General features: G+C 40.8%; 24 protein-coding genes. 11 read left to right on the top strand and 13 right to left on the bottom strand.

Going from position 1 to position 22,093, the window contains the following annotated elements:
* Positions 1-277: 277 nt before the first annotated feature.
* From ACM5QX_RS01400 to ACM5QX_RS01390, 3 genes are all read right to left on the bottom strand, one after another.
* On the bottom strand, positions 278-1,165 hold the full coding sequence (locus ACM5QX_RS01400) for a hypothetical protein (RefSeq protein WP_414752060.1): 888 nt from the start codon (positions 1,163-1,165) through the stop codon (positions 278-280).
* 100 nt (positions 1,166-1,265) lie between these two features.
* The gene (locus ACM5QX_RS01395; protein WP_011318771.1) at positions 1,266-1,775 is read right to left on the bottom strand and encodes a hypothetical protein; all 510 of its coding nucleotides are present in this window, start codon (positions 1,773-1,775) and stop codon (positions 1,266-1,268) included.
* 108 nt (positions 1,776-1,883) lie between these two features.
* Positions 1,884-2,528 (bottom strand): class I SAM-dependent methyltransferase, encoded by a 645-nt coding sequence (locus ACM5QX_RS01390; protein ID WP_414752059.1) that lies wholly within the window; start codon positions 2,526-2,528, stop codon positions 1,884-1,886.
* Between the two features lie 101 nt (positions 2,529-2,629).
* Here ACM5QX_RS01390 and ACM5QX_RS01385 point away from each other — a divergent pair, with 101 nt between their 5' ends.
* The 4 genes from ACM5QX_RS01385 (at position 2,630) to ACM5QX_RS01370 (ending at position 7,380) form a co-directional block, all read left to right on the top strand.
* Positions 2,630-4,255 carry an ArnT family glycosyltransferase gene (locus ACM5QX_RS01385; protein WP_414752058.1) on the top strand — a complete coding sequence of 542 codons (1,626 nt, stop codon included), beginning with the start codon at positions 2,630-2,632 and terminating at the stop codon, positions 4,253-4,255.
* 123 nt (positions 4,256-4,378) lie between these two features.
* Positions 4,379-4,846, top strand: coding sequence for a MarR family winged helix-turn-helix transcriptional regulator (locus tag ACM5QX_RS01380; RefSeq protein ID WP_414752057.1), 468 nt, complete (start codon positions 4,379-4,381; stop codon positions 4,844-4,846).
* 170 nt (positions 4,847-5,016) lie between these two features.
* Positions 5,017-6,291, top strand: coding sequence for an MFS transporter (locus ACM5QX_RS01375; protein WP_414752056.1), 1,275 nt, complete (start codon positions 5,017-5,019; stop codon positions 6,289-6,291).
* Positions 6,292-6,879: 588 nt separating this feature from the next.
* Positions 6,880-7,380: a sterol desaturase family protein gene (locus ACM5QX_RS01370; RefSeq protein ID WP_011318766.1), complete on the top strand. Its 501-nt coding sequence runs from the start codon at positions 6,880-6,882 to the stop codon at positions 7,378-7,380.
* 431 nt (positions 7,381-7,811) lie between these two features.
* On the opposite strand, the gene ACM5QX_RS01365 is transcribed toward ACM5QX_RS01370, so the two are convergent.
* Positions 7,812-8,273 carry a CYTH domain-containing protein gene (locus ACM5QX_RS01365; protein ID WP_414752055.1) on the bottom strand — a complete coding sequence of 154 codons (462 nt, stop codon included), beginning with the start codon at positions 8,271-8,273 and terminating at the stop codon, positions 7,812-7,814.
* A gap of 184 nt (positions 8,274-8,457) precedes the next feature.
* On the opposite strand from ACM5QX_RS01365, the gene ACM5QX_RS01360 reads away from it, so the two are divergent.
* Entirely contained in the window at positions 8,458-8,757 is a 300-nt protein-coding gene (locus ACM5QX_RS01360) for a hypothetical protein (protein WP_010998826.1), read from the top strand.
* Positions 8,758-8,820: 63 nt separating this feature from the next.
* Positions 8,821-9,234, top strand: a complete 414-nt coding sequence (arfB, locus tag ACM5QX_RS01355; RefSeq protein ID WP_011318764.1) for an alternative ribosome rescue aminoacyl-tRNA hydrolase ArfB — start codon at positions 8,821-8,823, stop codon at positions 9,232-9,234.
* Between the two features lie 265 nt (positions 9,235-9,499).
* Here the strand turns inward: arfB and ACM5QX_RS01350 are convergent, their stop codons facing one another.
* The 3 genes from ACM5QX_RS01350 to lgt form a co-directional block, all read right to left on the bottom strand.
* A complete protein-coding gene (locus ACM5QX_RS01350; RefSeq protein WP_414752054.1) occupies positions 9,500-10,153 on the bottom strand; it encodes a PAP/fibrillin family protein in 654 nt (217 codons plus the stop codon).
* A 53-nt stretch (positions 10,154-10,206) separates the two neighbouring features.
* On the bottom strand, positions 10,207-10,992 hold the full coding sequence (gene cobM, locus ACM5QX_RS01345) for a precorrin-4 C(11)-methyltransferase (protein ID WP_414752053.1): 786 nt from the start codon (positions 10,990-10,992) through the stop codon (positions 10,207-10,209).
* A gap of 268 nt (positions 10,993-11,260) precedes the next feature.
* Positions 11,261-12,112: a prolipoprotein diacylglyceryl transferase gene (lgt, locus tag ACM5QX_RS01340; RefSeq protein WP_414752052.1), complete on the bottom strand. Its 852-nt coding sequence runs from the start codon at positions 12,110-12,112 to the stop codon at positions 11,261-11,263.
* 176 nt (positions 12,113-12,288) lie between these two features.
* Between lgt and coaD the strand changes: the two genes are divergently transcribed.
* Both coaD and ACM5QX_RS01330 read left to right on the top strand, forming a co-directional pair.
* Positions 12,289-12,864 (top strand): pantetheine-phosphate adenylyltransferase, encoded by a 576-nt coding sequence (gene coaD, locus ACM5QX_RS01335; RefSeq protein ID WP_414752248.1) that lies wholly within the window; start codon positions 12,289-12,291, stop codon positions 12,862-12,864.
* Entirely contained in the window at positions 12,750-13,442 is a 693-nt protein-coding gene (locus ACM5QX_RS01330; protein WP_185478958.1) for a DivIVA domain-containing protein, read from the top strand. Before coaD ends, ACM5QX_RS01330 begins: the two co-directional genes overlap by 115 nt.
* A 275-nt stretch (positions 13,443-13,717) precedes the next feature.
* Here the strand turns inward: ACM5QX_RS01330 and ACM5QX_RS01325 are convergent, their stop codons facing one another.
* Together ACM5QX_RS01325 and holB are read right to left on the bottom strand one after the other, a co-directional pair.
* Positions 13,718-14,287, bottom strand: coding sequence for a pyridoxamine 5'-phosphate oxidase family protein (locus ACM5QX_RS01325; protein WP_414752051.1), 570 nt, complete (start codon positions 14,285-14,287; stop codon positions 13,718-13,720).
* 39 nt (positions 14,288-14,326) lie between these two features.
* On the bottom strand, positions 14,327-15,289 hold the full coding sequence (holB, locus tag ACM5QX_RS01320) for a DNA polymerase III subunit delta' (protein ID WP_414752050.1): 963 nt from the start codon (positions 15,287-15,289) through the stop codon (positions 14,327-14,329).
* Positions 15,290-15,825: 536 nt separating this feature from the next.
* Here holB and ACM5QX_RS01315 point away from each other — a divergent pair.
* A complete protein-coding gene (locus ACM5QX_RS01315; RefSeq protein WP_041456174.1) occupies positions 15,826-16,065 on the top strand; it encodes a hypothetical protein in 240 nt (79 codons plus the stop codon).
* 235 nt (positions 16,066-16,300) lie between these two features.
* Here the strand turns inward: ACM5QX_RS01315 and tmk are convergent, their stop codons facing one another.
* From tmk to ACM5QX_RS01300, 3 genes are all read right to left on the bottom strand, one after another.
* The gene (gene tmk, locus ACM5QX_RS01310; protein ID WP_414752049.1) at positions 16,301-16,936 is read right to left on the bottom strand and encodes a dTMP kinase; all 636 of its coding nucleotides are present in this window, start codon (positions 16,934-16,936) and stop codon (positions 16,301-16,303) included.
* Between the two features lie 206 nt (positions 16,937-17,142).
* Positions 17,143-17,586 (bottom strand): hypothetical protein, encoded by a 444-nt coding sequence (locus tag ACM5QX_RS01305; RefSeq protein WP_011318755.1) that lies wholly within the window; start codon positions 17,584-17,586, stop codon positions 17,143-17,145.
* Between the two features lie 287 nt (positions 17,587-17,873).
* Positions 17,874-18,872, bottom strand: coding sequence for a M28 family peptidase (locus tag ACM5QX_RS01300; protein ID WP_414752247.1), 999 nt, complete (start codon positions 18,870-18,872; stop codon positions 17,874-17,876).
* Between the two features lie 178 nt (positions 18,873-19,050).
* On the opposite strand from ACM5QX_RS01300, the gene ACM5QX_RS01295 reads away from it, so the two are divergent.
* Both ACM5QX_RS01295 and ACM5QX_RS01290 read left to right on the top strand, forming a co-directional pair.
* Complete coding sequence (locus ACM5QX_RS01295) at positions 19,051-20,322, top strand: sulfite exporter TauE/SafE family protein (protein ID WP_414752048.1); 1,272 nt, start codon at positions 19,051-19,053, stop codon at positions 20,320-20,322.
* Complete coding sequence (locus tag ACM5QX_RS01290) at positions 20,297-20,980, top strand: hypothetical protein (RefSeq protein WP_414752047.1); 684 nt, start codon at positions 20,297-20,299, stop codon at positions 20,978-20,980. The genes ACM5QX_RS01295 and ACM5QX_RS01290 overlap by 26 nt, the downstream gene beginning before the upstream one ends.
* 60 nt (positions 20,981-21,040) lie before the next feature.
* Here the strand turns inward: ACM5QX_RS01290 and galE are convergent, their stop codons facing one another.
* Positions 21,041-22,039, bottom strand: coding sequence for a UDP-glucose 4-epimerase GalE (galE, locus tag ACM5QX_RS01285; protein ID WP_190568966.1), 999 nt, complete (start codon positions 22,037-22,039; stop codon positions 21,041-21,043).
* Between the last annotated feature and the right edge of the window lie 54 nt (positions 22,040-22,093).

The raw sequence follows: 22,093 nt of genomic DNA, 5'->3' as shown, positions 1-22,093 counted from the left end.
AGTTCAGTTAAGGCAACAACTTAGACTGGTGTAGGTTGGGTGGAGGAACGGAACCCAACATTCTCAAGACTTTGTTGGGTTACGCTATCGCTCCACCCAACCTACTATTCTCTTAACTGAACCGTATTGGGTTATATTGCGCTGATACACCTTACCAAATCATCAATTGCGGATAATTTGTTTTTTGGTGTTTCCTACTTATATTTTGTAAGAAGATATTCAGTGAGTTACTTAACAGGTAATAGCAAAGGTAGAAGTTTTGCTATTACCTCTTAGCTTAAATCTCCGCTACAGCTCGCTCAATCAAGCGTCTTGCTAAGGTTTGTGTTCCTGTGTGTTCGTAGTAATTCGTGGCTACATCTAAAAAAGCAGCTAAATAATCTAGCTTATCATCAGCGATTTCCACAAAGTTACTCAGATTGTGAACTACTTTTTGTGGGCTTAAATTGTGACTACTAACTAAACCGTTCATCCAACCTTTTACTGAATCAAAACTTTCACCAATAAAGTTGAGTTTACTGCCAGCATTTCCACCAGGAATCACATCCTTGATACCTTGAAAAGTGGAATTTTTCTCTAATTCTTGAGGATTAGTTTGACTTAAAGCAGATATAGCCCTACTAATAAAATCTGGGCCTAAAGGTATTAAACCATCAACGCAAACTAAAGCTACCATGCGAATTAGTGACTCACCACTATACTCACCAAGTGAGGCAACAAAATCACTGATACTATCCCCAGGAATGCCGTTAATTTGGCAAAAAGCGACTAGTTCAGCCACCAATTTCAGAGATAAATCTATAGTTTGGGCTTTGTCAGGTTTAGGCGTAACTGAGTTGAGGAAACCCAACAGGGGTAACTTTTCACCGACTTTGTTAGCTAAAGCAGCCGCACCCAAGGCTTTATCTGTATTATCAACAGTTTGATAGAGCCATAATGCAGTTTGATATCCTTGGGAGCGATCATTAAAGAGATAAATTGCTCGTTCACCAATTTGCTGAATTAAGCTTTCGTCAGTTTCACCAGTAACAGTCTTAATGGTATTCACAAAACCAACAGTATTTTGCCACTCACCAGGAGCAACAAAATCTAAAGCATTTAGCATAGATATAGTTAAACCACTAGTTGGTAGTTGATCAACCAACTCAAAGATGGGTTTGCTCACAACAATCTCCTAATTATCAGGTTTTATTATCTGTTTTGGGTCAAATGGTAGCGAATTCAGGGTTGAATCTTAAACGCAGAGGTACGCAGAGAAACAGTACTTATTTGAGTTTAGCCAAGCCATCGAGATTAAATTTTTCTATCCAGTCGGCGCGATCGCTTGCAGTAAATGACGGAGAACGTGACAGAACTTTTACCTGGTATTTACCGACTAAAACTGCTGTTTGCGTATTACCTACTTCCACCGCCTGATATCCACCAATGTTCTTGGTACTGTTAGAGAATTTCGCGGCGGCTCCAGGTGTACTGGTAGTATCGGAAATAGATAACATTGCTAAATCTTTGCCATCTTTTTTCAGCTTGGCTTCAGCAAAGCCCTTTTTCTCTTGGGTATAAACCCTCTGATACCCGGCTTCTTCTTTTGGGAAAAATTTGTTAAACTTCTCGCCCTGAGTTGCCGTTTTAGCTACCGCTTGTCCAGTTTTTTGGCGGCTACTTTCCTGCTGTGCTTGGTCAAATCGCCCTGGTGCTTTAGGGGTGCAGGCGGTAGTCAATAACAAAACAGACAGCAATACAGCCGCTAGAATTCTACGGGAACGGGGAAAGTTCATGTCTACTCCTGATGTTTGAGCTTTGAGGCAATTATCTGCGCTGCTGTCAATTCATACCCAAAAATTTATCTTTTGATCCAATTCAAGGATGAGTGATCAATGTTGACTCTACTTTCGATGAGCGATCGCAGCATAAAAGGGATCTCCCCCTGGCGCACCTAACCACTGCAAGAAATTGGGTGCTGTTGACTTACGAGCAACGATTTCTGGAGTGCTAAATCCAGGAACTGAGGCGAAGTAGCGTTTCACTAATTCTAAACGTCCAGGCTCGGAAGCATCGCGCCAAGCTTGAATTGCTTTTTGATAGAACATTCTGTTAGAAAAACTGATAATTGCTACACCACCAGGTTTGAGGATGCGGTGAATTTCGGAAAATACTGCTTCTGGATATTGTAGGTACTGTACGGAAACACAATTGAGAACTGCATCGAATTCTTGATCTGGTAGGGGTAAACCTGGATTTTCGTTGAGGTTCTGCACAAAGTAATGGTTAAGTCGGGGATTGCGTCCTAGTTCCTCAGCGTTGAGTCCATGTCCCTCCACATGAGCAAACTTTATCTCTTCTGGTAGATGTGAAACCCAACTACTCATCATGTCTAATATGCGTGTGTTGGGTTGTAATCGCTCTCTATATAAATCAGTCAACTGTTGAATAAAACCTTCATCCACATGAGTAACAAAACGGGGATAAGCATAAAATAAGTTGTCGTCTGTATCGTCTAATTTCAAGCGTTGATCTGGTTTTAGCAACATAAATGTCTGTAGGGAAAACTTTTAGTTTTTCTGAGAAAGAAATGCTCTTTAACATATTTTAATAAAGTTAAGGTACATCAACCCATTTACTTAGTGCTTTAATGTCGTATAAATCACAGCCATTGCCAGCTATTTGGCGACAAATCAGTTTATCAGTAGTCTTTCCTTACATAAGTTTGCTGATTTGGACAGTACCCTTATTAATTTTTAGCTCCGGGGAAAATAGTTTAATCGCTCATGATGAAGGGCTTTATGCTTGGCGATCGCGTCAAATATTGGACTCTGGTAATTGGATATCCAGTTGGGGTTCTATGCACCATAAGACACCAGGCCCTTATTGGTTAATTGCTATTTTCTACCAGTTATTTGGAGTCAGCGAATTTAGTGTCAGATTACCCAGCATGATTTTTGGTATTTTATGCCTATTACTTGTCTATGAAATTGGCAAGATCATGCTTAGTAAAACCTTAGCTTGGCTAAGTGCAGCAATTTTGAGTGTAGAATTTCTCTGGCTGCAATATAGCCGTTTAGGTAATCCTGATATGCCAATGATTTTCTTGATACTCTTGGCTATTTACTTACTTATTCAAGCAGAATTACATCCTCAATATAGAAATTATTTTAGTTTTATTGTTGGGTTAAGTTTGGGTTTAGGTTTCTTGATGAGAAGCTTTGTAATTGTTCTCCCGACTGTAGCTTTATTACCTTATTTAATAGCAGAACATCGTCATCATCGTCATTTGATTAACCCTTGGTTGTACTTGGGTATAGTTATTGGTTTTATCCCCATATTGCTTTGGTCATGGTTAAATTGGCAAGGTGACGGTAATAATACCTTTACTCCTCTAGTCAACTTTGTATTTCTTCTTGGCTCGGAAGAACGTGATGGTAATGGGATATTATTTTATTTGTGGAATACCCCTTTAAAAGCTTTTCCCTGGCCATGTTTTAGTCTTTTAGGATTAATATTAATTATTCGTCGCCCTTGGCATCGTTATAATTTGCTCCTGATAGGATTTCCTATTGTATTATTCGCAGAACTTACCATTTTCTCTACTCGTTTATCTCACTACGCTCTAAGTCTTTATCCTTTCATCGCTTTACTAGCGGCTGTTGGTTTAGACTGGTTGGGTAAAGTTTACGAGATGGAATATACAAAAAGAAAATCCTTGTGGCACAAGGGTAATATTCCTCAGATCCTCAGCTATACTTCCGGTGCATTAGGCATTTTATTTTTGTTAGCCGCCATAGCTACCTTGATCTGGGGCTTTGTCGATCGCAAGTATGCAGTTATTGCTTTAGTTGTGGGTTTAAGTTGGTTTATTGTGCCAGTAATCTGGATTAGTCGCCATAAACTTGGCTGGAAGTTTCTTTCCGCACGTTATTGGATTGCAGGTTGGCTAATTCCTTGCTGGTTAGCTTTGGCTTTTGCTGGTGGCTTTGGCTTATTAGGTGACTATAATCCAGATTTTCGCATTTTTTTCCAACAACCAGCGATCGCCTCTATCTTACAAAACAACCCCATCAACTTTGTACAGGTAAACGATAAGAACTCTGTCTTACTCAATTTTTACACCCCTGTTCACGGTCAAAAACTAGACACAATCTCCCAACTACCACCTTCTAGCTATGCTTGGATAGATAAAAATCACTCACCTGAAATATCCAGACCACACCGCATCATCGGTGAAGTACGCAACTACAAGTTAATTCAAGTGGTTCCGTAGGGGTGTAGGAAGAGAATCACTATTGAGACAATTGTACAGACGCGATTGATCGCCTCTCTGACCATTGACTATTAACCCTTTACCCCCCTATAATAAATATTACGTGCGCTAAGTAATTGTCTCATGATTGCCCAACCAGATAATTCACCAGCTTTAGATTCGTGGCAACAAAATCTGGCTCCCTACAATGTGGGCTATAGAATTAAGTTACTTTCACAACTGCTTACCCGCAGGTTTACTGAAATACTAGAACCCTTTGGATTGACTCCATTTCATTGGCTAGTTTTATGCTGTCTGTGGCAAGAAGATGGTTTACCTACTTCGAGTATTGGAGATAAACTCAAGCAAGTTGGAGGTACGCTGACAGGTGTACTAGACCGTATGGAAGAACGGGGCTTGGTGCGTCGAGAAAGGGATCTACACGATCGCCGAATCTGGCGCATTTGGTTGACACACGCAGGTAAGGACTTAGAAGCCGTTTTACCACCACTGTCTGCAAAACTACGCGATGAAGCCATGCAAGGGATTTCTGATGCTGATCGTGAACTATTTTCTCAGCTTTTAAATCGGGCGATCGCTAACCTCTCTTAAGTCTTATTATTCTTCATCCGACGGGGTGAAGAAATTTCTAGCTTTTTTTAGGAATATATTACGTACACGAAAGAAAAGCTGTACATATATCAATAAGCTAATATTACGCACTTTAAACATTATCAAGTTTTACTAAATTTATCAGTCCCCAATTCTCAGACAAATAATTTATGAATAAAAAAACGTGGTTGCAAATACCTGCTTTTAGGTCAAGAAATTATCGCTTGTTTTTTGCAGGACAAGGAATTTCTCTAATTGGCACTTGGATGACACAACTAGCTACTGTTTGGCTAGTTTATAGCTTAACTAATTCCCCTTTAATGTTGGGAGTTGTGGGATTTACTAGTCAGATTCCTAGTTTCTTTCTTGCACCTTTTGGAGGCGTATTTGTAGACAGATTTTCCCGTTATCGAACCTTGATTGGTACACAAGTACTAGCAATGTTTCAGTCGTTAACCTTAGCAGCCTTAATGTTCACAGGTGTCATTCAAATTTGGCATATTATCGCCTTAAGCTTACTGCAAGGAATGATTAACGCCTTGGACGCACCCGCCAGACAAGCCTTTGTCCCAGAACTCGTGCAACGCAGGGAAGATTTGGCTAATGCGATCGCCATCAACTCGACTATGATTAATGGGGCGCGATTAATTGGCCCAGCCATTGGCGGCTTATTAATATCCTGGGTGGGTGTAAAGTATTGTTTTCTAATAGATGGCTTGAGTTATATTGCCGTTATTGCTAGTTTATTGGCGATGAAAGTTAAGCCTTGGACAGTAACTAAAATTGATGGTAATCCCTTACAGCAAGTCAAAGAAGGATTTATTTACGCCTTTAGCTTTCCACCAATTAGAGCGATTTTATTACTATCAACTTTAGTGAGTTTGATGGGATTACAAAATACTATCCTTGTGCCAATTTTTGCTGAAACTATTCTCAAAGGTGGTGCGGAAAGCTTAGGATTTATCATGGCAGCTTCAGGACTGGGAGCCTTATCTGGTGGTATTTATTTAGCCAGTAAAAAAACAATTCTAGGCATTGGTAAACTCATTGCTATAGCTCCAGCAATTTTAGGATTTGGACTAATTGCTTTTGCCATTTCTCGATATTTACCTCTTTCTCTCTTCACCATGTTGTTTGTTGGCTTAGGAACAATTTTACAAATAGCTGCTAGCAATACATTTCTGCAAACAATTGTCGAAGAAGATAAGCGCGGTAGATTGATGAGCTTATATACCATGTCATTTTTAGGGATGATACCTGTGGGTAATTTATTGGGTGGTGCATTAGCCAATAGAATCGGCGCACCTAATACATTAATTATTGATGGTATAGCTTGTATTATCGGTTCAATATTATTTCAAAGAGAATTACCAAAGCTGAGAAAATTAATCATGCCAATTTATGAGCAAAAAGGTATTGTAACAGTTGAGAATCAAAGTGCTTAAACAGAATTTGATATCGAAGTATTTCTGTGTAGCAAATAGCTCTAAATAACCTACTCAATCCAGATATTAATTAATCACAACTTTCCCATAGAAGTGAATTAAAAGTATTTATTTTAGGCTGAATATAGCCATTAATATATAATTTAATTAAATTCTTAATTATACTTTGTACAGAGATTAATGTATTTTATTATGCACTCATATCATACATTCACTGAAGTATAGATTAAAAGAATAACCTTAACCTAAATTTGTACGAACTTTAACTCATTCTTTGCTTATAGCATATGCCTTCATAAGAAAATTATAAGGTATTTACCATAAAATACGGCAAGTCTATCGGTGTTTAGATGTATCAATTCTATCTACCCAAATCCAGAAGCCAAATAACAGGCTATCAACGGTTGCCGCTTCGTGTAATTAGGAGCATAAATTCGTGAAAATGCAACTTTTGCAATTACCTAAATGTTCAGCCAAATAATCTGAAACTTACTCGCAGAAACATTATTAAAACCGTGTCTCTGCTTCAACAGTAATGATATTCACCTTTTTGGTGTGGTGTTTTTTTACGGAACTTGAGGAGTACAAATGCTTGAGGCGATCGCTGTTGCTTGGCTATTGTTATTTTTTGGCGATTTCTTGTCTACATTTTTCTACCACGTACCCGAACACGTTTTTGGTAGTCTCCATTTAAAAACGCATCATTCATGGAAAAAGAACTTCCGTCACTACGCTATTTTAACCTCCAATACCCAAGTTCTTTTAGATGGTATTTTGGGAGCTTTACCTTATTTAATAGTAGCAGTAGTTCTCTGGTCTTTCTCTCCCATTGGTGTTATTTCTGGATTATTGTTAGGGCAATTTCATGTATGGTGGAGACACGTAACAGCTTTAGGTTGGCAAACTCCAAAGTTGGTGAATATTTTATGTCAAATTCTGTTTATCACCACTCCTGAAAGACACTGGTTACATCATCAAAAAACTAACCTGGGTTTTGGTGATATCTTCACTGTCTTTGAGCAACCAGCACAGGTTTGGCTACGTTGGTTAAGAGTACTAAGAGTACGTTTGCGTTACTCCCGTATCTAATGCTAAATATCCCCGATTTCTTGAAGAAGTCGGGGAGTCAAGTCGCTTCGCTCCAATTCAAAATTCAAAATTCAAAATTAAATACCCCACGGATAAATCCGGGGGCTTGTATACTTTTTTCTTTGGTCATACTTATTACAGATATCAATCACCATTGCGAAAAAGTTAAGAGAATAGTAGGTTGGGTGGAGCGATAGCGTAACCCAACAAAGTCTTGAGAATGTTGGGTTCCGTTCCTCCACCCAACCTACACCAGTCTAAGTTGTTGCCTTAACTGAACTGTATTGAGATATAAAGAACTTCCAGCTAAAAAAATATCCTAAATGTAGTGTAGAAAACTATAAATGTTTTAAACCCCTACACCCCTACACCCTTACACCCTTACACCCAGTCTCAACAGAAAATCTGGGTGCATAAGTCCTACTAATTACTCACCATTGCGAAAAAGGGTGTTTAACTAAATAACTATTGAAATATCGGTGATCTCCAGTGACTTCTGTGCCAATCCAGTGAGGGATGTCAATCTGTTGTGCTTCATCGGCAAGTTCAACTTCTGCTAATATCAAGCCTTGATTGACTCCGGCAAACTCGTCTATTTCCCAAACTAAACCAGCCAGCTCGATTTTGTACCTGATTTTTTCGATAAAGGGGCGATCGCACAAAGTATCTAGCATTTCCTGGGCATCTGCAAGGGGAATAAGATACTCAAACTCTGAGCGAGAGAAATTGACTGTGGGGCCTTTAATAGTTAAATAACCTTGATTACCAACTACACGAATACGCACAGTAGCCCCTTGTGAAGGAATGTATCCTTGACGATATGGACTACCTTCAGCTAGCTGTCGCCAATCATCTCCGTTGACTAAAAATTTTCGCTCGATTTCTTGTGCCATTGTGCTTTGAGATTGCTTATCGATGAGCTTCTGGAACTGTTAACTCTGATTTCATGGGTTTTTTGATGGGATTTCCTTGCAAATCTACCACGACATTAAGGAATTAACCAATAACCACCCTAATAGGGTTTAATAAAAAAGCGTTCAACCTTAAGAATAGCCAATACTGAGTTTTAATATTTGAATGAGTAAATTTTCTATCGATATTGATTTTAGCCATGTAGACTTATCTTCCTTGGAAACCGAGGAAGATTTGCGTATTGAAGCCAAAAAATTACTCCCTGCTGCACTTGTCCAGCATGGTGAAGCTGTAGCCCTGCAAACCTGGGAAGAAATGCAAAAAAACTTTTCTGGTAAATTGTCCCCAGCAGAGAAACGTAAATTTATTCAACAAACAGGGAAGAACTATCAACGCTCTGCTAGTAACCGAGAAAAACAAGAACTCGAAGACCATATAGTAGAGCAGCTACGCCAGCAGAAGTAATTTAGAGGCGATGGTCTTTGAGCAACCAGAGGCGATCGCCCCTTTAATGCTATACATAAAGTTATGCTGCAAATTTCCCAGAAAATCATCATCCCTGATAGCGAAATTGAAATTAGCGCCATTCGCTCCCAAGGCGCGGGAGGGCAAAATGTCAATAAGGTTTCTACTGCTATCCACCTACGCTTCAACATAGAAGCTTCATCCTTACCAGCTTTCTATAAAGAGCAGCTTTTGAAGCTGAATGACCGACGCATTAACCAAGAGGGAGTCGTTGTCATCAAGGCTCAAGAACACCGTAGCCAAGAGCAAAACAAAGAAGAAGCTCTGCAACGCCTCAAAGACCTCATCAAAAGCGCGGTCATACTACCCCAACCACGCAAACCTACTAAACCAACTCGCGGTTCTCAAAAAAGACGACTTGACAGTAAAACTAAGCGAGCAGAGATTAAATCTATGCGAAGGCAGGTTATTGATTAGAGGAAAATTGAGGAGTGGAAAAATTACTGATGACTGATGACGGTTGACGGGGATTATTACTCAGCATTTAGTACCTTAGAGATTATTTATAAAGAAAAAATAAAATTACTGTAGGGTGTTTTAGGCGCTGATTTCCCAGATGATTGGTCACAAAATAAATATCCTCGCGCCTAACGCACCATCCGTGAGGCGGTGCGTTACGGCTAAATTTTCTTGTCTTTCCGTCCCGAATCCTTTCATAGCCGTAACACACCCTACTTAAGATTTACTTTATAAATAGTCTCTTACATAGTTCATCAGATTTTTGCAGAATAAACAAACTACCGTCGCCCCCGCGTCCAATTCTTAAGGTTTCGTCTAAGTAAGTAATGTCAAGGCTGGCAACTCTACCTTGAGGATTGTTCGCTGACACAACCTTAAAGGGGTTGAGTTGGGGGGTATCAATGCCAATAATCTTCTCGATGGATAGATAGCGTTTGTCAAAATAGACATTGATCCGTTTGTCTGGTGCAGATGATTTATCATCTATCACAGGCTCAAACCTAGCTGTAACTTTCACGTATCCTGATATTAATCCCAGAGAATGTTGCACAAAAGCTAAATTAAAAAACAATTTATTAGCAACATCGATCACTTGATAAACTTTACCTACCTTGAGTCCTAATGGCAGGGAATCCAAAGAACGGATTTCTCTGGCTGTGGAGTATTGCAGTTGCCAAGCACCCTCCAGCAAAGCAGCAGCATTCAACAGAGGCTGGGGATTGGGGTTGCAGCTTTCTAATTCCGTTGTTATCTGTTCGATTTCTGCGGCGATAGTTTGATCTAGCTTCACATTAGTAACAGGAGAGCCAGCACTGTTAATTTGGATCTCCGCCAGTTTTGCTTGTAGTTTCTCCTTCAGTAAAAGTTGGTTAGTCAAGGCTTGAACATTTCCTTTTGAGAACTTATATCGTGTCAGATTATGAGTTTACCTTAGCTATCTCCAGCAGTGCGGAACAGATGACTATGCTCAGGATGATATAAGCGCGATCGCCCAGTGGTATGTGATAATGCAGGGCTAATCACATATAACGTAGTGCGAATCAGATTTTCTTGCTGAGTACAATCTGCCATTTCCTGAAGAGAAACCACACGAATTCTTTCATCAGGCCATCCTATGCGAAAGCAAATAGCTACAGGTGTATCTGGGGGATAGTGTTCTAGTAGTTTAGCTTGAGCATTTTCCACATGACGCGCACTCAGATATAAGCATAAACTAGCCTGATGCGCTGCGAGGGTGGCTAGTTCTTCTGTCTGTGGGACTTGTGTTCGTCCACTAATGCGCGTCAGAATAATAGTCTGGACTAAACCAGGAACAGTCAACTCTACCTTCAGTTTAGCTGCGGCGGCTTGGAAAGCACTAATACCGGGAATGACTTCAAAAGGAATATTAGCTGCTGCCAGAAGCTGCATTTGCTCATTAATGGCGCTGTAGAGACTGGGATCACCTGAGTGGAGACGTACTACAGATTTGTGCGATCGCACCCTGGCGATCATCAAGGGTATAATCTCCTCCAAAGTTTTGTTTGCAGTCTGAATAATTTCTGCATCTTTTCGGCAAAACTGCAAAAGCTCTTCTGGTATTAACGAATCTGCGAATAAAATTACATCTGCTACTGACAGTAGTTTCTGGGCTTTAACCGTAAGTAAATCCGGGTCTCCAGGCCCCGCTCCTACAATATAAACGGCGGAATCTAGGGAATTTACATGATTTTGCATATAAAATTTTATATAAAATCTAAGTAATTATCGGTAGACAGAAAAAAATCAAAAAATTTTTTGAGAATTTGCTCGGTATCTTTCCGGATTATCCCTCTAGCCATAGTAGAGAGTAATGGTAGATGCACCCTGGTTAAGCCCTAGAAATCATTCTGGGGCATTTTTTATTTTTGGTCAGTTGTTAGTTGTCAGTTGTCAGTTGTCATTAACCATTAGTATTCCTCTTCTCCCCCTGCTCCCTGCCCCCTTGCCTCCCACCCCACAGCCTCTACTCTCCAGTATCTTTGGGAGAAGAAACAACGTCAGGTAAAGGGCGTTTACGAACGTACAACCAAGCTAATCCGGCTAATCCTAAAGTAATACCTGTCAAGCTAACAACTTGTGCGATGCGTAGCGGCCCAAGCATTAAGCTATCTGTCCGCAGACCTTCAATCCATAAGCGTCCTAAGCTGTAGGTTGCTAGGTAAACCATGAATAATGTACCTACTTTGAGGCGTGGTTTGCCAGCTAAACTACGAAAGAATAAAGTAATTAGCAAGGCAAAAACCATTAAGTCCCAAATAGATTCATAAAGGAATGTTGGGTGAAAGTACTCAAAACTTGCTAAATCTGGAGGACGGCGTTCTATGGGAATGTATAACTTCCAGGGTAAATTGGTAGGACGACCAAAAGCTTCTGAGTTGAAGAAATTACCCCAACGCCCGATCGCTTGCCCTAAAATCAGTGAAGGAGCCACCAAATCAGCTAATTGCCAAAAAGGAACTCGCTTGAGCTTGGCAAAAATTAACGCTGCTAGAGTCCCGCCAATAATCGCTCCGTGAATCGCAATTCCCCCCTGCCAAATTGCAATAATCCGTTCTGGATGCTGGGCATACTCTGACCACTGAAACAAAACGTAATAAATCCGGGCTGCGGGAATCGCCCCAATCACTAGCCAAATTGACAAGTCACTGAGTAAGTCAGGATTCACCTGTCGGCGCTTTGCCAAGTATTGAGAAAGGCTAACACCAATTAGCACAGCCGTAGCAATCAATAAGCCATACCAGCGAATAGTGATTGGGCCTATTTCCACCAGAACCGGCCCTGGAGAAGTAAACAGAAACGCCAAAGGCAATGCCATGTAAAATTACCCAAATAAATATTATGAATCCATAGTCCATAGTCAATGGTCAATAGTCCATAGTCAACAGTCCATAGTCAACAGGCACTAAGCCTTGTTTTGAATTTTGAATTTTGAATTGTTTCCCCCCATTCCCCGGATATAATCACCTCAATAACTTTGATACATCTAAAATTGTGATTGCTGTTTATCCTGGTAGCTTTGATCCGATCACTTTAGGACACCTCGATATTATTCAGCGTGGTAGCCGTTTATTTGATTTGGTGATTGTCGCCGTCTTGCGAAATCCTAATAAAGTACCATTATTTAGCGTGCAGGAACGCCTAGAACAGATTCGCAGAACCACTAAGCATTTACCAAACGTAGAAGCCGATGGTTTTGATGGTCTGACTGTTAATTATGCCCAACAGCGACAAGCACAGGTTTTATTAAGGGGTTTACGAGCGATTTCTGATTTTGAGGTCGAGTTACAGATGGCCCATACTAATAAAACTCTTTCTACTCAAATTGAGACAGTTTTTTTAGCAACATCAAATGAGTATAGTTTTTTAAGTAGTAGTGTGGTAAAAGAGATTGCAAGATTTGGTGGTTCCGTCGATCATCTTGTCCCCCCACACATAGCTTTAGATATATACAAATGCTACAACCACAATTATCCAACGGCGAATCCAACTACAACGGAAATTACTCCCCCTCACCAGAATATGGCAACGGCAGCCCCCCAGGAGATACTCCAGGAACGGGAAATGTAGATATTCAGCAAGAACTCGATCGCCTAGAAGAAATTATCTTATCTAGCTTCCGCGTCCCCTTAACGGGAAGGACGCTGATAGATGAAGAAAAATTATTAGAACAGCTAGATTTTATTAGAGTTTCTTTACCGTCGGTGTTTCAGGATGCAGCCGCAACCTTGGAACAAAAGCAAGAAATCTTGTTGGAGGCGGAAGAATATGGACAGCAATTGGTTGATGCAGCTCAAGCTAAAAGGGCGCAAATCTTAGCTGAAAGCGATATTATCAGACAGGCGAAACAAGAAGCTGACCAACTGCGCCGACAGGTGCAGCAAGAGTGTGAGGAAATGATGCAGGAAACCCTTGCAGAAATTGACCGCAAGCGGCGCGCTTGTCAACAGGAATTAGAAGAAATGCGACAAACAGCGATCGCTCAAGCTCAAGAAATCGAAAATGGTGCTGATGAATATGCTGATCATGTTCTGGAAGGGATCGAACAAGACCTCAAAGATATGTTACGAGTTATTACAAATGGCAGGCAACAATTAAGAAGTGATAGTCAAGCACAGCGTAATTCCCACTCTCAGAAAAAGAAGTAAACGCTGATATTTGAGTTACTGTAATATTTTTTTAGCCCCATCTTGTATTTGGGGTATATTTATCTCTGCGTACCTGTAATACCAAATTAATATGAAGCTGCGCCAAATAAATGATGTAGAGATTTTGTATGTAACTTCTCTACACTACAGAATAAAGTGCATCTATGGCTACGCCAGGTAAGCTACATCAAGAAACGCTATAAAGAGGATTTTGCCCGTCATCGGCAGTTATTTTTAACAGAGCAAGGTTATAGCCATAACACTCAAATTGAGGATTAGTTTGAGAACAAATTGATCTGAATTTTTGTATCAATCAATTGATTATTAACTAATAATCGGCTACCAGTAATCCAAGTTTGTTGAGCTTGAAATTGGTAAATTCTCCGGGGAGAATCATCTAGATAATCCGCCGCCGTTTTGAGAAGCGGTTTTCTGGCGCGATTTGCTAGCAGAGGAAAAGCTTGTTCGGTTTGGTTTTGGTTTAACTCACAAGCTGTACCTTGAAAATACAACCCTTCTGGACTACCTTCTGGGAAACTAGAATTATAAATAGCGATCGCCACTCGTCCATTATTGCTATAAATATTTTGTGAGTGCTTGGATGTAATAGCTGAAGACCAGTAAATATTCCAACTATCATCAAAAGCAAAAAATACAGGCGATACCCAAGGAAAACCATCAACTGAACAGGTGGATAGTGAACAGTAAATATTATCGGTAATGATAGAATGTGCTTTATTTATAACCTCTAGATTTTTGCCATCGATAGTATTCACCCATCCATTGTCAGCAGTTGCAGTTTCCATCATTTCTATAGCTGTATTTTGTACAATTGCATTCTTCAAGAAAAGATGTATCGCAGTTGAGGATTAATTGTCCAGTAGTTAGATATTAAATTCCTGATATACAGATAATAAAGTACATTCCCAAACGAGGCGCGGTTGAGCGTAGACCAGTAGGTATTTACGAGCTTTTTCTAGTTGACTGATAATCCCTGGTATATGCTGCTTTTGCCAGTAAGATTGCTGTAAATAATCCACTAAACATAATTGTGCTTCCGTCTCTAAATCCTTGTCGATTCTCTTAGCTAATTCCAACGCGTGACGTTGAGATTTTGGTGCTGTTGTTAAATCTTGCAGTAAGTCAGGGGGAATGATTTGTAATTGTTCATAAGAGGCGATCGCACTCCCTGGGCTACCAGATGCTAAACTCAACAGGGCTGGGTGCTGTAAAACTGCTTGATTCCCTGTTTGCGTAAGTACTTGAGTCAAAGATGTTGTATCTAAACTGTAAAAGGGAATGCGTTGACAGCGTGACACCAAAGTCGGCAATACAGACTCAGGGGAAGGCGTAATCAAAATTATGGTTGCTTGTCCTGGTTCTTCTAAAGTCTTCAACAAAGCATTTGCGGCTGGTTCCGCCATTGTTTGCGCTTCCTCCAACACCACCACATTTCTTGGTGCTTCTAAGGGAGGACGGCCGAGAAATTCTGTAATTTCTCGAATTTGTTCTAGGCGAATTAAAGGCGGTGCTTTGCGCTTGAGTTTCTTTTCAGCTGCTTGGGCGGCGGTGAATCTTTGCCCTTGGTATTGATAAGTTGGCTGTACCCACAGTAAATCAGGGTGATTACCTTGACGCAAACGCTGTTGTAAAGATGGAAGAAGTCTCGCTTCCACAACAGATGCAAATAACAACTCTACAAAGCAACGCGCCGCTAAACTTCGTCCTACACCATCTGGCCCCACAAATAGATAAGCCGGGGCTACTCGGTTTTGCTTAACAGCTTGAGTCAGTAACTCAATAGCTTGCTTTTGTCCTACCAATGGTGCAAACGGGTTATTGGTCATTCTTAAGTAATTAAAATTTCATATAAAGCTTATTTAATTTTTCACGTATTTGTCTTAATAGTCGCCGTTTTTCCATGTTTTGTGGTTAGATTTAGCTGAATGCTGCATATAAAGCGGCTAACCGTCACATTTATAAAGATAATTGTTAAGCGTCCCGGCGATACTAAAACATATTACACATCAATAAGGGACTTCCAACTAAAAAAATATACAATCACTGTGGTAAGCAGGGAAAGCAGGGGAGGAAGAATACAATGATCATATTTGCTCTGACCCATTGAATAATTTATTTTCTGGAAGTCCCTTACACCCTTATGCAAACCCTGGATTTTTCGTTTTTATAGGTAATCCCTAATTTAATTTCACCTAGCTACCTAGTCATTTTGGTAAAGACATATTTTAGACAAAATTTAAGACGTTTTGTCTATTTTTATTTATTCTATATATTGATTTATACAAAATAAATTGTAAACATAATAATTAGTTTGCATAGATTATCTCCTTGGGTTTAATCTTGGGAGAAAGGAGTGAGATAAATGGCTAATATCGCAATCGATACACTACATCTTACAGGTTATGATTTGTTATCTGATGCTGACAGCTTTCTTGATGAACTATTTCATCAGGAAACGTCATCTGTAGGAGGTGGTTGGGGTAAATCTTATGGTTATAACTCCTTGTTTGGCGGTGGTTACTCAGGAAGTAGTGGCTCTTATAATTCATTTTCTGGCGGCTTTTCTGGGCATGGTGGCTACTACAATAGATCATGGTGTTAACCCCTAAATAGAGGAGCAAATTATCGTTTTATAACGATATTGGTAAAAAGCAAAAGCAGTAATTTTTCATATGAGGCTAATAAAAGTAAATTAGACTTATAAAGTTAACAATCTGGCAACTTCTATATTAGATCAACTTTTGTTGATAATAAAAACTCCCAGTAAATAAAGTTTTGCTGGGGCTGGATATAAATATTCTGATGATTTTTCGATGACAAAATCATCAAACGACTGACTACAACCATTCCTTTAGATGTGGGCTGAGAATGTCCTGAATGGTTTTATGTACAGTTTCTTTACTCAATTGACCATCAACCCTGATGATGCGCGAGGGAGAGGATGCAGCTAAGTTTGCATAGCCTTGCTGTACACGGCGGTGGAAATCGATGGTTTCTTGTTCAATCCGGTCTAGTCCTACATTTTCCCCCCGTTTTCGGGCTAGTCCGACTTCAACATCCACATCTAGCCAGATGGTGATGTCACTGGTTAACCCACCAGTAGCGATGTCATTTAACTGATGGATGAGATTCATGTCCAAATTGCGACCGTAACCTTGGTAGGCAATAGTAGAGTCAACATAGCGATCGCATAATATATACTTACCCTGAGCCAACTTAGGTTTGAGTTCTTGGGCAACGTGTTGTGCGCGATCGGCAGCATATAATAATAACTCTGTCACCTCAGCGATTGGCTTATCTTCCGCCTTCTGTAACAACAAGCGCCGCAAATCTAAACCTAATTCTGTTCCTCCTGGTTCACGGGTGAGAATCACAGAAATTCCCAAATTTTGCAACCACTCTGCACAAAGCTGCATTTGGCTAGTTTTGCCGCAACCTTCAACCCCTTCAAATACAATGAATCTGCCACCCATGCTGTTTTTATGTTCGCCGATGTTTTGAGGACTGGCTCAACAAGATTTTTAGCTGTGCAAGGGTTTAGGGGAGTAAGGGTTGTGAACACTTGTACTCTGAGCCGAAACCCTTGATTTTTCATTTTCTTGCTTCAGTCCTAGTTTTAATACGCTACCAGCAAACTGTTCGTTCACACCAAAAGAGAAAGTTAATGAGAAGTATATTTTTACTTACCAGAGCAGTAGCCGTTAATTTCTTTAACTATGACACCTTCTTCAAGGCTGCTCTTTTGCAAGGTTACTAAAAAGCGATTTGCCTGTTTAATATTCTTTTGATTTATGGCTGTTGCGGCTTCATTCAAACCCTTACTAATATCTTCATAGAGTTTGATAAATCGCCCCTGAAAGCCTTGCAACTGTTCATCCTTGATTGCCAAACCTTTCATTTCTGTGGTTACTTGGTCTATCTTACTAGCAAATTCAGTTAAGCCTTGGGAACCTTTAGCTGATTTGGGATCTTTACCATATTGCTGACCTAATAAAGCTGCTTGATTAGCGATTTTTATAACTTTATTACATTGAGCAACCTTACTTTCACCACAGCCTGTCAATAATAAGGCGATCGCAGCTGCAACGGAAAGCGTAGCACTAGGTTTATAGATACTCAGCATATTTACTATAATCTCCAAATATATGATGCAAAAAAACAGACTAAGCAAATCATCGTTGATTTTATTGAGTCCTGTCACTTTATACTGCATCATTTCCCAGAAGTGTATGTAATTACCCAGGTATAGAGAAAAGTTAACATTGACTATTGACTAAGCTGTTACGCATTTAAATCGTATATTTCGCACTCAGGTTGTCAAAAGTCCACAGTCCAAGCTAGCCGTTAACTCTGGACTCTTGACTATGGACAGCCCTGACGCAAGAATATTTGATCTAGGTGCGTATCACCTTATTGACTATTGACCAAAGTATTAACTGCATTGACTACAATTTGTGCAGCACCAACAAAAAATGCTTGCTCAATATTGCTGGGTGTATCAGTAGGTTGATGATAATGAGGTGTACGCAAATTGGCAGTATCGGTGACTAATACTGCACCTATTCCCTGATACCAAAATGGAGCATGATCACTACGCAGTGTATCTGGTGTGAGTAGACCTTTCAGAGGAATCGGTATAGTTAAGACACTGGGAAGATTTTTTGTATCTGCATGATTAAAAGCTTTGAGTAAAGACAAATTTTCGATATCGCCGACAGCTACTAAAAAATCACCCTTGTCGCTGGGTGGGGTAACAGGTAATCCCGGTGGATATTGCTGACAGCCGGCGGTGTAACAAGCATAACCAACCATATCCATGACTATCACACCCCGGAGTTTTTCCAGGCGTTGAGTATTGGTGACAAAAGCTTTACTACCAACCAGTCCGGCTTCCTCAAGGTCAAAAAAAGCTAACTGCAAAGTCCGGGGTGTGGGGTGGGAAGCAAACAGTCTGGCGATTTCCAAGATTACAGCCACACCGCTAGCGTTATCATCTGCACCAGGGGAACCGGCTACAGTGTCATAATGAGCCGCTACCAAAATTGCATCGCCTGTGTTGTCAGTCCCTCGGCGTTCAGCAAACACATTTATACCACCAGAGAACTTTTCCAACTTTGGTGTCCAGCCAGATTTTCGCAGTTCATTAATAATATATGTCCGAGTGCGCGATCGCTCTGTTTTTGTATAGCGTTGAAAATTTAACTGTTGAATATGAGCTAATAACTTATCAACAGATATTCGTAACTCATCCTTGACTTCCTGCAACTCTGGTTGTGGCTGCGGCGTTGCTACTGGCGCACTCTCAACCATTTCTGGCGAAGAACGCTGTTCAAAAAAAGCGCTACTCCTACTACCCACAATCACAACTACCACCAGCACCAACAATGTCAACCAAATCCGTTTTTTCATCATGAAACTACACAATTTCGACAGTTTGTCTTTTGACAAAGTGACCAATATGGCCTAATGTTTTGCCCTAGTATTCTGTTGAGTAAAATTTGCAAAAGATAAAAATTTTTAGCAAAATAACTCTTTCCCCCCTCCCTACTCCCCACCTGTACGAAAAAGCTGCCTCAGGAATTTCTTTATGCTAGATTTATCACTCATCACTATCCTGGGGTTCTTGGGCAGTTTTGGGCATTGTTTTGGGATGTGCGGGCCGTTAACAGTAGCGTTTTCTCTATCTCATCAACACACCACTCCTGAAAAGGATTCTCAGAAAAACATATCACCCACAAAAACTAATCCGACTTGGCAACAGCAATTAAAGTTTCATTTCCTGCTCAACTTGGGGCGGATGTTGAGTTATGGCCTTGTGGGTGCTGGACTTGGGGGAGTCGGTTCTGTATTATTGCAAGGCGGACAGTTAGCGGGTGTAGGTAGCGACTTCCGCCGAGTCATGGCAATTATTACTGGTGTTATGTTGATTTGGTTCGGCTTAGGGCAATTAGCACCAAATTTACTACCCCACATTCCCATATTGCATCCCCTGTTAAAAGGCAACTTACACAACCGCCTGAGTGCGGGAATGGTCAAACTTTCTTTGCAACCGCGCTGGTGGACACCCACACTTTTAGGCATGACTTGGGGTTTAATGCCATGTGGCTTTCTGTACGCGGCTCAGATTAAAGCGGCGGAAACTGGTAATTTATGGATGGGTGGAGCTACTATGCTGGCTTTTGGCTTGGGAACACTCCCCACTATGTTAGGTGTAGGCGTGTCTACTTCCTTGGTGAGTCAAGATAGGCGCAGTCAGTTATTTCAATTGGGTGGTTGGATTACCCTGACTATTGGGACAATTACTTTGCTGCGGACTGGCGACACAATGGTAGACTATACCGGACACGCAGCCTTATTCTGCTTGATTCTAGCGTTGATTGCTCGCCCCATTAGCAAACTTTGGGCATCACCGTTGCATTATCGTCGCGCTTTGGGAGTAGGGGCATTTGTGTTGTCTGTGGTGCATACCACCCACATGATTCAACATTCATTAGACTGGAATTTTGCCGCCTTTTTCTTTTTACCGCCACAATTTCAAATAGGCATGGCTGCTGGTGCTGTAGCATTGATCTTAATGACCCCCGCAGCTTTTACAAGTTGGGAATCATGGCAAAAATCTTTAGGCAAGTACTGGCGACAGATTCATTTACTGAGTGTACCAGCTTTGCTGTTGAGTGCGATTCATGCGGTGTTGATTGGTTCCCACTATTTGGGTTCTCTACAGTCAACTTGGGGGAATATCATAGCAACAGTGCTGTTAGGAATAATAACTCTTAGCGTGTTGCTCGTTCGCTCGCACTTTTTTTGGTCAAAGTTAGCCGTAAAGCAGTTTTATGTCCCCCCTACCAAATCACGCTAAAGCAACCAAAGAAAAACACCTGGTGTATTACAAAATCCAAAACAAGGTATCAACAGCAAATCTTAGAGTTAATCAATACCTCATACCATTTCTCAGCTGTTTAACTCTATCCATCGCCATTCACCCAGCTACCGCCCATAAGGTGCAGATATCACCAGATATTGGCGGGACACTGCATATTGAACCCAACGATAACCCTCGTGCAGGTGAACCGACACAAGCTTGGTTTGCCCTCACCCGCAAAGGCGGCACAATATTACCCCTCCAGCAATGTAATTGTCAGTTAGCAGTTTACGCCGAACCCCACACACCAGGAGAACCGGCACTACTGGAACCATCCCTAAAACCAGTGAATGCTGAACGCTATCAAGGCATACCAGGCGCAGATATTACCTTTCCCAAAGCCGGAATTTATCAACTACAACTAAGTGGTAAACCCGCAACTGGGGCAAACTTCAAACCATTTGAATTTACATTTGAAGTGACCGTAGCCGGTGGCAATGCAGTAAATCCACAAAAGACTCAAAATGTCAACAACAACAATTCAGTTGATATAGCAGCTGAATCTAAATCTATACCACCTTGGGCGATCGCTCTGCCGATTTTAGCTGTCTTAGGTGTTGTATTGGCTATTTGGCGCAATAAAAACAAGCCATAGATCCCCGACTTCTTGAAGAAGTCGGGGATCTATTAATTTTGAATTTTGAATTTTGAATTGTTATTGATGCCGCTTCTGATGCCATTGCCAAGCATGGGCAACAATATCTTTGATTGATGGGTAATTTGGTTGCCAGCCGAGGATTTTTCTGGCTTTCTCACCACTACCAATCAGACTTGGGGGATCTCCGGGACGGCGATCGCATTCTTCAACGGCTATGGGTAATCCTGTGACTTGTTCACCAGCTGCAATTACTTCTCTGACAGAGAAACCTTGGCCATTACCCAAGTTAAAAACTTCGCTATCTCCACCTTTTAATAAATATTCCAATCCCAAAACGTGGGCATCGGCTAAGTCGTTAACGTGGATATAATCCCGAATACAAGTGCCATCGGGTGTGGGGTAATCAGTGCCGAAAATGGAAATGGATTTACGTTTACCTAAGGCGGTTAGTAGCACTAGGGGAATTAAATGAGTTTCGGGGTTGTGATCCTCACCTAGCAACCCATCAGGATTAGCACCAGCCGCATTAAAGTAACGGAAACGGACTGATTTCAAACCATAAGCTACATCGAAATCCGCCAAAATCCTTTCCACCATTAACTTAGTCGCACCATAAGGATTGATGGGGTTTTGGGGATGATCTTCAGGAATAGGAACAGTTTTCGGCACTCCATAAGTGGCACAAGTGGAAGAAAAGACAAACTTATTAATTGAAGCAGCCAGCATCGCTTCTAATAAGGTTAATGTGCCTAAAACATTATTGCGATAGTACTTGGCAGGATCACTCACGGATTCACCTACATAAGCGTAAGCGGAAAAGTGCATCACTGCATCAAAATGGCGTGATTTAAATAACTCATCTAACAAAGGGCGATCGCCTGTATCACCCACCACCAATTCTACTTGTAAAACTTTTTCTACTAAATCACGATGTCCATAGACCAAATTATCTAGTATTACCACGTCGTAACCTGCTTGCTTGAGAGCCAGGACAGTGTGCGAACCAATATATCCTGCTCCCCCCGTTACCAAGATGCTGGGCTTTCCAGGCGACATAGTTTTTCCTTTTGAGTGACAACTACTCAATTAATTTAGCAAGAAAGGTAGAAA

It is taken from the genome of Anabaena sp. CCY 9910 (genome assembly GCF_963920875.1).
GTDB lineage: Bacteria > Cyanobacteriota > Cyanobacteriia > Cyanobacteriales > Nostocaceae > Trichormus > Trichormus variabilis.
Note: the sequence above shows the minus strand (reverse complement) of the source record. Positions and strands in the feature narration are given on the sequence as shown.

Coding starts and splice junctions, on each gene's coding strand:
- ACM5QX_RS01315 (WP_041456174.1), top strand. CDS start 15,826: ATGGCTAATATCGCAATCGATACACTACATCTTACAGGTTATGATTTG.
- galE (WP_190568966.1), bottom strand. CDS start 22,039: ATGTCGCCTGGAAAGCCCAGCATCTTGGTAACGGGGGGAGCAGGATAT.
- ACM5QX_RS01300 (WP_414752247.1), bottom strand. CDS start 18,872: ATGAAAAAACGGATTTGGTTGACATTGTTGGTGCTGGTGGTAGTTGTG.
- ACM5QX_RS01370 (WP_011318766.1), top strand. CDS start 6,880: ATGCTTGAGGCGATCGCTGTTGCTTGGCTATTGTTATTTTTTGGCGAT.
- tmk (WP_414752049.1), bottom strand. CDS start 16,936: ATGGGTGGCAGATTCATTGTATTTGAAGGGGTTGAAGGTTGCGGCAAA.
- lgt (WP_414752052.1), bottom strand. CDS start 12,112: ATGGCATTGCCTTTGGCGTTTCTGTTTACTTCTCCAGGGCCGGTTCTG.
- ACM5QX_RS01375 (WP_414752056.1), top strand. CDS start 5,017: ATGAATAAAAAAACGTGGTTGCAAATACCTGCTTTTAGGTCAAGAAAT.
- ACM5QX_RS01330 (WP_185478958.1), top strand. CDS start 12,750: ATGCTACAACCACAATTATCCAACGGCGAATCCAACTACAACGGAAAT.
- arfB (WP_011318764.1), top strand. CDS start 8,821: ATGCTGCAAATTTCCCAGAAAATCATCATCCCTGATAGCGAAATTGAA.
- ACM5QX_RS01360 (WP_010998826.1), top strand. CDS start 8,458: ATGAGTAAATTTTCTATCGATATTGATTTTAGCCATGTAGACTTATCT.
- ACM5QX_RS01390 (WP_414752059.1), bottom strand. CDS start 2,528: ATGTTGCTAAAACCAGATCAACGCTTGAAATTAGACGATACAGACGAC.
- ACM5QX_RS01305 (WP_011318755.1), bottom strand. CDS start 17,586: ATGCTGAGTATCTATAAACCTAGTGCTACGCTTTCCGTTGCAGCTGCG.
- holB (WP_414752050.1), bottom strand. CDS start 15,289: ATGACCAATAACCCGTTTGCACCATTGGTAGGACAAAAGCAAGCTATT.
- ACM5QX_RS01295 (WP_414752048.1), top strand. CDS start 19,051: ATGCTAGATTTATCACTCATCACTATCCTGGGGTTCTTGGGCAGTTTT.
- ACM5QX_RS01395 (WP_011318771.1), bottom strand. CDS start 1,775: ATGAACTTTCCCCGTTCCCGTAGAATTCTAGCGGCTGTATTGCTGTCT.
- cobM (WP_414752053.1), bottom strand. CDS start 10,992: ATGCAAAATCATGTAAATTCCCTAGATTCCGCCGTTTATATTGTAGGA.
- ACM5QX_RS01365 (WP_414752055.1), bottom strand. CDS start 8,273: ATGGCACAAGAAATCGAGCGAAAATTTTTAGTCAACGGAGATGATTGG.
- ACM5QX_RS01380 (WP_414752057.1), top strand. CDS start 4,379: ATGATTGCCCAACCAGATAATTCACCAGCTTTAGATTCGTGGCAACAA.
- ACM5QX_RS01290 (WP_414752047.1), top strand. CDS start 20,297: ATGTCCCCCCTACCAAATCACGCTAAAGCAACCAAAGAAAAACACCTG.
- ACM5QX_RS01385 (WP_414752058.1), top strand. CDS start 2,630: ATGTCGTATAAATCACAGCCATTGCCAGCTATTTGGCGACAAATCAGT.